The sequence below is a fragment of the Acinetobacter sp. GG23 genome (assembly GCF_057766365.1).
In genome coordinates this window covers 22,158-35,081 of the sequence record NZ_JBYMDJ010000014.1, presented here as the reverse complement: position 1 = coordinate 35,081, position 12,924 = coordinate 22,158, and the positions used below count along the sequence as shown (strand labels likewise).

Annotated in this window: 6 protein-coding genes; 1 reads left to right on the top strand and 5 read right to left on the bottom strand. The window is 43.2% G+C overall.

The genetic code is table 11. From position 1 onward, the window contains the following. Positions 1-110 precede the first annotated feature (110 nt). The 4 genes from rpsO to AC3CAU_RS16555 form a co-directional block, all read right to left on the bottom strand. On the bottom strand, positions 111-380 hold the full coding sequence (gene rpsO, locus AC3CAU_RS16570; RefSeq protein ID WP_067722305.1) for a 30S ribosomal protein S15: 270 nt from the start codon (positions 378-380) through the stop codon (positions 111-113). Positions 381-1,359: 979 nt separating this feature from the next. Next, on the bottom strand, positions 1,360-3,135 hold the full coding sequence (gene recD, locus AC3CAU_RS16565) for an exodeoxyribonuclease V subunit alpha (protein ID WP_447053926.1): 1,776 nt from the start codon (positions 3,133-3,135) through the stop codon (positions 1,360-1,362). Between the two features lie 63 nt (positions 3,136-3,198). Then, entirely contained in the window at positions 3,199-6,909 is a 3,711-nt protein-coding gene (locus tag AC3CAU_RS16560; protein WP_447053925.1) for a UvrD-helicase domain-containing protein, read from the bottom strand. Positions 6,910-6,915: 6 nt separating this feature from the next. Continuing rightward, positions 6,916-10,608, bottom strand: coding sequence for an exodeoxyribonuclease V subunit gamma (locus AC3CAU_RS16555; RefSeq protein ID WP_447053924.1), 3,693 nt, complete (start codon positions 10,606-10,608; stop codon positions 6,916-6,918). A gap of 184 nt (positions 10,609-10,792) precedes the next feature. On the opposite strand from AC3CAU_RS16555, the gene AC3CAU_RS16550 reads away from it, so the two are divergent. Next, a complete protein-coding gene (locus tag AC3CAU_RS16550) occupies positions 10,793-11,299 on the top strand; it encodes a hypothetical protein (RefSeq protein ID WP_131216008.1) in 507 nt (168 codons plus the stop codon). 67 nt (positions 11,300-11,366) lie between these two features. Here the strand turns inward: AC3CAU_RS16550 and pap are convergent, their stop codons facing one another. Further along, the gene (pap, locus tag AC3CAU_RS16545; protein WP_447053923.1) at positions 11,367-12,785 is read right to left on the bottom strand and encodes a polyphosphate:AMP phosphotransferase; all 1,419 of its coding nucleotides are present in this window, start codon (positions 12,783-12,785) and stop codon (positions 11,367-11,369) included. Positions 12,786-12,924: the final 139 nt, after the last annotated feature.

Below are 12,924 nucleotides of genomic sequence, written 5' to 3'. Positions count from 1 at the left end.
AAGGAGCGAAACATCGCCCCTTCCCCTTACCTGGTTGGAGCCAGGTAGACTTTCTTTTTCAGTCTGACAGCATTCAAAATGCAATAGTCCGAAAAATAAGTTTAATCGAATTAACGACGTAAACCTAAAGCAGCGATCAAAGCGCTGTAACGAGTAGTATCTTTACCTTTAAGGTAGTCAAGAAGCTTACGACGTTGGTTAACCATACGGATAAGACCGCGACGGCTATGATGGTCGTGTTTGTGTTCTTTAAAGTGACCTTGCAAATCATTGATTTGTGCAGTCAACAAAGCTACTTGTACTTCAGGTGAACCAGTGTCGTTTTCAGCGCGAGCATATTTAGCAACGATCTCTGCGCGATCTGCGTTTGTTAAAGCCATTCGATTTCTCCGAGATGCTTAAAAAATTACATATGATAGGAATCAATTGATTACTCAATTGACTGCCGTGCATCACTACAGCAAGTGCGCTATTTTAAGGGAAAAGTCGGGTGATTGCAAAAATAGAAACGTGTTTTCATCTTTTTATTTCAATTCACTGATCCGCTATAGCCTTTCTTTTCCTATCTGTAAATTTAACTTACCAATTTAGCAATAAAATCACGCCTTACCCTTCCATCTTTTATTATTTTTCTATTTTGAGAAGTATCCTCTTAAGTAGTCGTATCCATTGCCTATATCACACGAATAAAAGATAAAAAAAAGCCCAAGCTAGGCTTGGGCTTTTTTGCGCTGTAGTTTCTTATGTTTTAATAATTATTATTTTATTTATAGTAATAATGTTCGCTTTTCGCGGTTATTATTATAAACAATCCTTGTGTAACTGGTACTTCCCTGTGAAATTGATTTTGACATAAAGCTTTGTGTAAAGAAGTCGCCTTTTGCGTATCTATTTGTAAGCTTTTACGTACATTAATTATTTTTTTATTAATGCTATACTGTGATTAATTTATCATTTCCCTTTAAATACAATAACTAATTGATCATATACTATCTATTACATACAGAATCTGACATTTGAGCCCAAGTTAAAATACACCGATCAATATTTTTTAGTGTTCATAACAGATTAAGTAAATCATATTGTGAAAAGCGGTATTTTTTGCATATAAAAAAGCCCTGTAGTCTCTCCCAAAACTACAAGGCTTAGCGGCTGTAAGTTTCCTCTTTTTACTTACTTCACTGTAAGTTCGCTGTCTTTCGACATTATTATTATATTTTATGGCGATTTTACCCAACTTTCCGTGTTGAGCTTTTTATGTGCAGCCATCATCTCAAAAATGATCTTAAAGCTCTATGCGTCAATTTCTCGAATCGATGTAAGCAATTTCGTACAAAAATAAAGATTAGTTATTTATTATTAACAATCGAGGCAAGAATCCAATAAATTGTTAACCTTCTCTAATACTCCACTTTTCCTCATGGTTTTAACGGTTAAAGATTGTACTAAAGCATCTTGATCTGCCAAAAGACTCACCACCTTTTTGGCACGGGTGATAGCGGTGTACAGTAACTCTTTACTTAATAAATCCTTTGCTGTTTCATCTAAAACAACTGCGGTATGAGTAAATTCCGAACCTTGCGATTTATGAATCGTCAGTACAAATGCCGTTTCTATACTTTTTGGTAAACGGGTAACCGGCACCCATTTTTCCAAACTGGGGAAATAAACTTCAAATTGTGACTGTCCATCTCGACTGCGTTTAAAGCAGATCCCGATATCACCATTTGATAAACCCAGCTGGTAATCGTTATAGGTCATCATCACTGGACGACCGACATACCAATCCCCTTGCTTGCTTATCTGTAATGATAAAGCCTCCAGTAAGCGCTGTTCGACTTGCAAATTCAGTTGGGTCAAACCCAAAGCGCCATGTCGGATGGCGGCCAAAATCCGATAATCATCAAAAACTTTAACTACTTGCTGCACCCAAAGTTCAGGTTCATCGGCAGTTAAATAGCTTTTCAGTGCATTAACATAATGCTGATAACCCAACATCAGTTTGTCGTAATAGGATGTTCGATCAAATTGCTTGGACATATTCGGTGGCAGATATTCCAGTTGAATCTGGTCATCCATTTCGGACTGAAGAGATACCGATTGAATTTCACTTGGACGAACCACTTGCTGGGCAAACTTTTCTAGTAATGTTGCGCCATTTTGAGTAGCTTGTTGCGCCTGAATAAATTTCGCCATTTGCCCAATGAGAGCACCTTCCTTAAAACGGCGACTGCTGACCAAGTTCACTCGATTCTCGGCTAAAGCGGGAACTTGTTGTAAATCTGCCAGCACCGAACCGACATCTACAGCAGCCAACTGATCTGCATCACCCAATAAAATTAAACGTGCATGATCTGGCACTGCAGACAGCAGCATGTTGGCCAAACTTAGGTCCAGCATCGAGGCTTCATCAATTACAATCACATCATAGGGTAAAGGTTGTTTGGCATGAAATCGTGGCTGATAAGTCTCTCCTAAACCCAATAGACGGTGAAGCGTAATAGGACTAAGTTGTTTTAAATCATCAGTGACCAAATCCTGCAACTTTTCATCATTCAGCGAGTTTTGCAGCGCCTCTTTCATGCGCTGCGCAGCCTTACCGGTCGGGGCTGCCATGGCAATGCGGATACTCGGCATCGCCTGGTTCAGCACGGCAATAATACGTGCCAGGGTGTAAGTTTTTCCGGTTCCCGGCCCACCAGTAATGATATTTAAGCCTTGCTTCGCTACCATACTTAAGGCTTTTAGTTGATGTTCATCGCTCAATAAATTTCGATAAGCTGAAATATTAACAGCTTCAATAGCTTGCTGTTTTAAACGCGCAACTTGCTGCGCCAAAGACTGTTCCAGCGCCCAATAACGATACAAATATAATCTTTGATCTTCATATACAAAGGGAGCGATATGCTGCTGAATATTGGCTACTGCAACCACTAAATCATTCAGGGTGTGGGCTTGCGCTTGAGTTGCAGAAATACAACTGTCGCCTTGTTGAATTGCTTCCAGAACCTGTTCAATAATATCATGGTCATTTTCATCCTGTGCTGCCTGACTAAAAGGCTTCTGGCGAATAAACCGACTCCAAGTGCTGATCCATTCAGCGCTTTGATCATCTTTATATTGTTTATTTTCCACACAGTTATCCTCAAAGTTATCCACAGCTTAATTGTTTGTTTAAAAGCTATTAATTTCGTTAAATTAAGCGATTTTGTTGCTTATATCTTCAGCAAAATAGCCCAAAATAGCATCAAGACGCAGGACAAATTCAGCATCTGGTTTCCAGTGATAAAAACCCTGTTCAGCCTGTCCGTTCATGCCACGTAAATATAGATAACTTGCACCGCCCAAATGTTTTTCAATGGCATAGTCCTGCATTTGTACCGTTAAATAACGGTGTAATGCCACCAGATACAGGCCTGCCTGTAACCAGTAGCTGGCTTGCGACATACTCTGCCGAATTTCGCCATCAACATAATGCGCTTGATCGGTGCCTAAAAAGTTACTTTTATAATCGGCAATATGATATTGCTGACCATCAAAATAAACCAGATCAATTGAACCGGTTAAATACCGCGCGGAATTGGCCTGATTGAAATCTAGCATTTCAATACCATGTTCGGCATAGAGCTGATGAATACGTTGAATCGCTAAGACATGGTCTGATAGAGACAAATAAAAGGGAAATTCAGCCAGATGTTCATGTTCAGTCAGTTGATTCAGTTGAAAATCCTGATGCAAAGGGGTAGCTAAAACCTGTTGCAACCATTCACTCATCCAGGCAATCAGCTGCTCTTCATCCTGCTGCTGAAACTCTTGTTCATATTTATTTGATAATTCTAACCATAAACCTGGATAGTCATTCTTAAAACGGCGGCGAATTTCCAGAGGCCAGTCCTGCTGATCTTTGAAATCAATATGTTCAAAGATTTCGTGCAGGAAGGTTCCAGCCACGGTTCCCATCGGAAAATTACACTTGATCCATGACAGCGGTCGAGTCGCTACCGTGGCAACCGGTTCAATCACATGAATTTCATCTGCCGCGCTGAGCATTTGCTCGGTATTTACCGCTAAGGCATCGATGGCTTGTTTACGTGTTAAATGTTGCGCCAAGGCACTAAAACTGGTTTTGGAACGTGGATAAAAACGCTGTTTTGGAAATTCCAAAGCCTGTAAAGGCAAAGGCTGTTGTTGCTGCTTGACCTGTAACTTGATCGGCTTATCATTCAGCAAAGCTTCCTCTGCACTGCCTGGATGAGCAAAAACTTGCGCTGCTTGTCCACGCCAGAAAGCCAAACCATGATTCGATTTGCCGTCCTGATCTTGCAACATGGCATAGACCCGATGACTGGCTCGGGTCAACGCCACATACCAAAGCCGATGTTGCTCTGCCACGGCACGGGCATTGTGCTGATCAATTGCGCCCTGTTGCAGCAAGTTCTTATCATTCACCGCCACCACACGCTGCACCTCCACTTTTCCAGTTACCGGATGGACATGTTCTACAGTGGAAAAATTCAGGGTTTTGTTCATTTCCCTGAAGTCTTTATCGGCACCGAGCAAGAATACAATTTTAAACTCCAGACCTTTGGACTGATGAATAGTCATCAGTTGCACCCCTGCCTCATTCGACAGTTTACGCTCCAGTTCCCACTCGCGTTCCGCCGGAGATTGCAGTTGTTTCAAATACCAGTGATAAAGCTTTTGTGCGCCTTGATATTGCTCACTGTGCTGACTCAGCAATTCGGTCAGATGGCGCAAGTTCACCACCGTGCGTTCATTATCCCGGCTTTGGGTGGCGACTAGATTTTTCCAGACTTGAAATAAATTCAGACAATACTGCCACGCGGTTAAGAAGCCCTTTTCCAGCCACATTTCACGAATGCAGTCGAAGTTGTAAATGAACTGGCTTAAGCCATCCGCTCGGGCTTCAAGCTGAATCAGTTGCTGTAAATTAAAGCCCAATAATCGGCTGAGTAAGGCCCGCTTAATTTTGCCTTCATCATAGGGATGCAGGATCGCACTTAGTACCGCGCCAACATCTTTGGCGACTTGATGATCAAACACACTGCGTTTCGACGGGCGATTAACCCGAATACCGAGGCGTTCCAATTCATATTGGGCTTTATCCAGACCATCATGATTTTTCGATAAAATCGCGATGTCATTTTCAACCAGATATCTGGAGCCAGTTTTTTCTGCCAGATAGAGTTTTTCTTCAATCCCCTGATTCAGTAAATCCCGAATTTTCCATGCGACCTGAATCGGCTCTGCTTTTTTATCGCTCAATTGCAACCAGCGTAGCGGCTGATGATTTTCACCCTGTGCATCAATGAGCGGTGGATGGGGACGTATACCAGCCTGGACTGGACTGTAAAACACCTCTTCACCAAAATCCATCTGGCGCTGGAATAAAGCATCGACCGCTTCTACTAGTGCTTTAACTGAACGATGGTTGTGTCGCAAACTGTATTCCTGACCTTGCTTGGACAGCACATCGGCTCGGGCCTTGTTATAGGTCAGCATGTCGCCACCACGAAAACCGTAAATTGCCTGTTTCGGGTCACCGACCATGATCATGCAGCCTTGCATATAGCGCTTCTGATCCCGCCAGATTCGCGCTAGCATATCGTCCTGATCCTGATTGGTATCCTGAAATTCATCCACCAAAATCAAGGGATAATGGGCCTGCACAAACTTGGCAAAACGCAGCCCTTGCTCGCCTTGCAAGGCTTCTGCCAAGGTTCTAATTTGCTGGGCAAAGGTGGTTTCACTTTTTTGCTGCAGCACTTGTGGCAAGCGCTTTTTGACTTCGCGGCTAAGATAAAATTTCAGATAGGCATCCAGTAAATCCAGATCCATATTCAGCTTATACAAAGCCTCGCAAAAACTTTTCAGTGCTTGAATCAGCCCGTGTTGCTCGAACTGATGCAGCAGATCTTCGGCACATTTATTTAAGACTTTTTTAGTCGCCAGATCCGTCAAGTTTTTCAGGGTATTTTCAAAATGTGGCGCGAATAAAGCATAACAGCGCTGTTCAGCCAAAGCCTTAATAAAAGCAGGTAAATCATCACATAGCGTACGCTGCATCAAGCCATCTGTACGCCATTTCTTACCAATCACCGAATGATATTGTCCATCAGCCGAATAATATTCACTTAAGGTAGAAATCAGACTTAAATCCAGCTGAATAAAGTTATCCACCAGCTGTTCAAACTGGTTTAAATCCAGTTCTGGCGCAGTGACTTCCTGAAACTGTGCCGAAGCGAAGTTCAGGGTGTTTTCCACAACAGGAACATAGGCCTCCTGCGACTTCAACTTTTGATTGAGCAACAGATAATTGACCACATTTTGCGGTTGCAATTGAATCCATTCGCGCAAGACATCATGAATTAGTTGATGGGTATAACTCTTGGCATCATCGGTGATATCAGCCCGTTCAATCTTGCCGCTTTCAAATGAAAACTCGCGCAATAGCTTTTGGCTGAAACTATCCAAGGTACCGACAAACAGTTCATCCAGCTGGTCAATCACCAGTTTCAAACGTTCACGAGCGAAATCCACCCGCGTGGCATAATCGCTTAACACCTTTTGAAATAAAGGATCGGTTTCAGCCGCTATTTTGGCCTGAATTTCAGCATCGGTAAGTTTTTGGCAGCTTTCAAAATAACGTAAGGTTTCAACCAGACGCAGCCGAATCCGGTTTTTCAATTCAGCTGCAGCGGCACGGGTAAACGTGGTGGCTATTACCTGATTCGGCAAATACTGATTCAGGAATATCCGTACCATCAAACTGGACAGAGTAAAGGTTTTTCCTGTGCCGGCCGACGCTTCAATCCAGTGTAAACCTTTGAACTGCATATCCATAATCGGGTTAAACGACGGCTTTTTTAATGTTTGAGGATGATTCATTTACTCTTATTCCTCAATCACTTGTTGATGCCAGAACACGGGCTGATAAAGCTGATAGGAAAATTGCGCACAGGCATCTTCTAATAAAGCGGTCGCATCCTGTTCCTGCAAAATAAACTGCCAGTCCCGATGCATTTTAGTCGCTTCGTTATCCGCGACCGAAAAACCGGTAAACTTGCCATCCTCATGCCAGTCTTTATAGAGCACATCCATATCGTCAATGCACATCTGGTTCTGTTCATTGGCTTGCCAGTCATGCTGTTTGTCTTTTTCAGCAATTTTTAGCAGCAAGGCGGCTGGTAAAACCAGCGGTTGGCTTTGCCCATATTTCCAGGCAGCCAGCCAGTGATCCAGCCACTCGCGTGCTTTGTTCGAAGTGACGCCATGACATAAAATGGTTCGGTCACTAAACACCACAATCCGCGTCAGCTTTTCACCGCCTTCACCCATATTCAGATAAGCCAGCCAGAGCAGATATTCCAGCCAGACTTTGGCACGACGTTTGGCACGCGCACTCGATGCTTCCAGACTGACCCATTTTTCTGCACTATTTTTTGGCAGGGTAATATTCATATAGACATGATCATTCACCTTCCACACCTGCTGCGTGGTCGGTGTGACCTCAGGCGCATATTTTAGCAACCGCGCTTTTAAACGTTCTTGCTCCACTACACTCATCTGCCAGCTAGTTTGCTGCAGTTTGCCAATCGGCAATTGATCCATCAATAATTCAGGTTGCGCCGCACCCTCCTGCTTTTGCAAGAACTGGCGCACTGCATAACGTGCCAGACCATCCAGTAACAAAGGTTCTTGCACCGTAGGTAAATCTTCGGGGCGCAAATTTTCTACGCCTAGGGTTTTTAAATAGAGCCGTGCAGGGAAAGTCACATCCTGAATCCATTGATGACTGTCCAGCACCTGAACCTCTTGCTGCAGATTTTGATATGGCGTATTCACCCAAGACGAACGCTGTCCCGTAGCATGGCGAAGCTGCCCAGCCACACAGAACCATTGATCCTGATAACGCACCGGTCGAGTCGACTCAAATCCCACCGGATCAAAAGGCAATAAAGGATGGACATGATAAAGTGACTGCAATTGTTCAGGCACTACCACGCCATTAATCTCCACGGTTGCGTCCGCTGCTGTATCGGGCTGTTGAGTCTGCACAATAAAAGCCAGATGCTGAACCAGTTCCTGCAACACAGTCGATGGATCACGTACTTCACCATCATTAATATCGAAGCCGTTATAAAACAGCCATAAGTTATCCTGCGCCAACAGCAGATTATCTAAAAATGCCCCTTGATCATCTTCCAGACGGGAACGGTCCCCCAACTGGGGTTTCAGTAAATCCATCAAATCGAAAGGTAAATGCTGGCTGCGATTTGGAAACTTGCCGCTATCGAGTCCAAGCATCACAATCAATTTATACGGTACAGGACGAATCTGCCCGATTTGGCTAAAGGTGATTTGACCGGTCGGTTCAGCATGTTCCAACTGGGTTTCCAGCGTGTTATTAATTTCCGCCAGCAAATAAGGCAAGGGCAAGCTTAAACTGCGTAAGGCATGATGATCATGTTCATCATAAAAACTGGCCAGTGTCAGCATCCGTTCCTGTTTTTTGATAATTTTATAAACCGCTGTTAAGGATTCAACACCACTTTCTTCAAACTCGGCAATGTCCTGCATCAGGCGTTTTAGCCAGTGCTCTACAGGTACAGTTTTACCCTGCTCATGTGCAATCATCCAGTCACGACGTGCATCAAAATCATGATAAATCTGAATCAACTTGGCAATTAGCTCAAAGTCGCTTGGCAGGACTTTGGCAAAACTCAGCGTGCCTTGAAACAAGCTATGTTCAGGAATGGCAATGCCCAAAGCCAAACGATCAAGCGCAAACTTAAAACTAAAACGATAGTCCTCATCGCCCTCACACAAACTACGCTGTAAATGCTGGGCATCCAGTCCACGTTTAAAGCCGGCATCTATCAGCAATTCAGTGATTCGTTCAATCGAATTGACTTCTAAAGCGTAGCGCTGCTGGGTGGCACTTAAGCTAAGCCAATCGGCAAAATCTTCGATAGTAAAACGCCGTTGAATCAGCTCAATACGCCCCAGCACCGCTTTCCAAGCATTCAGCGCATCCAGTTGGGTCACGCCGGCAATTTTAACCGGCAGATAAACACTGTCTTTGGACAGTTGATGACTGCTCCCTGTTTTTTGCTGAATCAGGTCGCGTTCACTGGGTGGCGGTGCAAATACACTACGAATTAAGGGTTCAAGCTCACTCAAGCTTGGGCTTAAAACCAAGATGTCATTTGGCCTGCGTGGTGCATCTTTTGTGCCTTGTGCCAGCCAATGAGTCAATTGTTCTTTTAAAACCTCGAGCTGTCGCAAACTGGAATGGCAGACATGAATCTGAATCGAATCATCCTGCTCATCCAAAATATATTGATACTGTTCTGGTTCGACCAGATACAGCACATCGGACTGAATTTTACCGAGCAGATTATCTTGATATTCATCGACAAAGGCATCAGCCCAAACCCCATCTTCACCGGAAGACAAGTTTGATAATAAAGAGAAATGATCTCGCGCCTGTTTACCAAAACGGGTCAGTAATGGATGGCGCGATTCACGCTGTTCTGCATTGAAGTTTAAGGTAAATTCCTGAAAGAATTTCTCAATATCGGCATCACTGGCTTGCGGATTTTTGGCAATAAAGCGTTCTTTGACCCGTACGTCGTAACGCGCTTTCCAGTTCGGATCGACACTGTCTGCCCAATATTCCTGTGATGGGTTGTAATGCAGAATATAGATGTCAATGTACTGCCCTAAACGGCGCAAAAATGCCAGTTGCATCGGCGGCAAATCGAGTAAGGTAAAAATTACCAATTGTTGCGGCAGTTTTTTTAAAGCCGCTTTACGTGTTTCAGGATCATCCAGAATTTCCCAGAACATGGCATCAATACTTTGCATTTGCTCAAAGTCCTGATGAAACACTTCCTGCCATAACCAGCGCTGCCACGCTTCCAGTTCACGTGCCTGATTTAAGGTAAATTCGGAAATTTCAGTATTGGTTTTAAAGAACATGTCTTCAATGGAGAGTGCTTTATTTTGCCCCCACGCCTGTAACCAGTTGGTTTGGCAACTGCACATCTTCGGCGGACAATTTTTCTGGCAATGCCCGCGATATTCCATGTAATGGCTAAACAGGCGTGACACCTGTTCTGCCACCCAATACAGCATGCCCTGCTTTTTCAGCTGTTTTTCGATGCCTTGCTCTAAACGGTCGGCACTGTCATAAATTCGCTGCACAATCGAATGTAAAGGGTGATCGTGTACCAAAGAATTTTGTTCAGCCTGAATAAAGGCTTTGAGTGCCTGAAAAACGCGCCACTTAATAATAATGCGCGGGATATTGGCTTTACGGACTTGTTCTTTTTGCTCAGTCAGCACCCATTGATAGGCTGACCATTGAAAACCACGAATACGATGATGAAACTGGGTATTGGCACTGATGCCTTTTTGTTCGGCCAGTTTTTGTGTCAGCCAGGTTTCAACTGCATGCGACGGTACAATAAAATGCTGGGTTTGCAACACTTGAAAAGGCGTACTCGCAGGCTTATTCACGGTCGTCAGCATAGCATGTACCAGTACATCAATACGTTGACTTTGAATCACATGAATTGCCATAAATGAGCTACCCCTTTAATGTTAGAAAATGAAATGCCTACAAAACCATAAAAATTATTTACTATACATCTGCATCTGTCTATGTCACTTTTAGATTTCAGCTCGAATCAAAAACATGTTTGAAATTCGCGCCTTAATAATGATTGAATATAAAAACCAACATCAAGTTCAGGGTATTTACATTATGAAAATAGATACAGTTCCAGACTCAATAGATCCAACATTAAATTTGGAAACCATTCGTGCAGAATGCTTAGAACTTGTGAAAAAACGTGCTTATTTTTCTGCAGGTGCTGCCGTCGTTCCCGTTCCGTTTCTGGATGTTGTCATCGACGTCGGAATTTTGTCACAACTCATTCCAGAAGTGAATGCACGTTTTGGTTTAGCTCCTGAACAAATCAGTGTTTATGATCCAGAAACCAAACAAGTACAGTGGAATGAACTGCGTAAACGTGGAGTCGAATTCTCCGGTTTGGTCGTGGCACGTACTGCCGTGAAAAAATCCCTTAACAACGTGGCAGCCAAGGTCATCACCAAACAGGTAACTAAGTTTATTCCTTTAGGCGGGCAAATTATTGCGGCAAGTTTAGGTTATTTTGTGATGAAAAAGGTGGCCGAGGCACATGTAGAAGAATGTTACAAAATTGCCAGTGGCATTCAGCAAAAACAAAAAGCCCATGTCGTGAATTAAACCTTATGTGCGAAATCTTACATGATCCAAGCTGCTTATAATCAAAAATAATCTTAAAGCTGAGAGCTTATTCCGCTCTCAGTTGTTTTAAAATAGCGCGTAATACTTCTAAACGCGCGGTATTTTTATCATTATTGGCAATAATGTACCACGGTGCATAAGCGGTACTGGTTCGTTCAAACATATCTGCCGCGACATTTAAATAGTCATCCCATTTTTCACGATTCCGCCAATCATCTACGGTAATTTTAAAGCGTTTATGCGGGGTATCTTCACGTGCTTTAAAGCGCGCTTCTTGTTCATTCTTACTAATGGCCAGCCACAATTTAATCACCACCGTTTGACTCTTGACTAAATCTTTTTCAAAACGGTTAATTTCATCATAAGCGCGTTGCCACTCGACCTCACTGGCAAAACCTTCTACTCGCTCGACCAATACCCGCCCATACCAGGAACGGTCAAAAATGGTAATATCTTCATCGGTCTGTAATTTATTCCAGAATCGCCATAAATACGGGTGACGCAATTCATATTTTTCAGGTGCGGCAATGGTGTGAATATCATATTCACGTGGATCCAGATTTTTGACAATCCGTTTAATTGCACCGCCTTTACCTGCCGCGTCCATCCCTTCAAAAACAATAATGGCTTGACGGTCATCAAAACGCAGGGCTTCGGCCACTTTTAGGGAGAGTTTTTTCAACTCTTTTTTATAGTCTTCATTACTTGAAGGCTGGTTTTCTGGATGCAATAAAGCCTCTGGAACAATCGCTTGTTTCCACTCGACTTGGGTTGTAGCTAAATGTTCTGGACAATTCTCTAAGGCAGCTAAAATGATGCGTGCAAATTGCTGATCCCGTGCTTTTTCATCCTCACATTCAATCACCGTCCAGTCATCGGTAAAGCGCTGGCGCAGCTTTTGTACATTGTCATATTGCTTTTTATTGCGCCAGTCCAGACCATGCAATTTATGCCAGTGCACTTCACTCGGATCCATATTGTCGAGTCGTTTCTGCAAAGATTTCCAAGACAGGTCAAACCAGACCTTAATCACATCAACATGATTATTTTTTAAATCCTGCTCAAACGCCCGCATATCTTCAATATAGGCATCAAACACAGTTTCATCTAGCGGTTTAGACACATGCAAGGCGGTGACCAGCAAATCACTGTACCAATTGCCAAACATCACCATGATTTGCCCTTCAGCAGGAATGAAAGGTGCATAAGGTTGCCAAAAAGTTTGCTTCTGATCCAGCATAATCGGTGGATCGGCCTTGACTCGCAAATAACGCGGATCGACCCATTCACGCAGTTGCTTAACCGACTCCCCTTTACCTGCCAATTCAATTCCATTGACTAAAACCAGTACGCTCTTGGCATTTTTTTGGTCGCGGGTATTTTTTAAAAGATATTGCGCTTCAACCAGGCTCAAGGAGAGTTCATCTTCATCCATGAGCTGAATTTCTGTTTTTTCTGAAGGCATCTTATTCTCTAATCTATTGTTCTTCATTGCAGTATAGCGAAGCTCAAAACCACACAACAGAGCAAGATGTTCAGTTTATGTTGCTTAGAATTGATTGTTTCGACATCAAACTGACCGAGTTAAAATCATTTTTCTATCA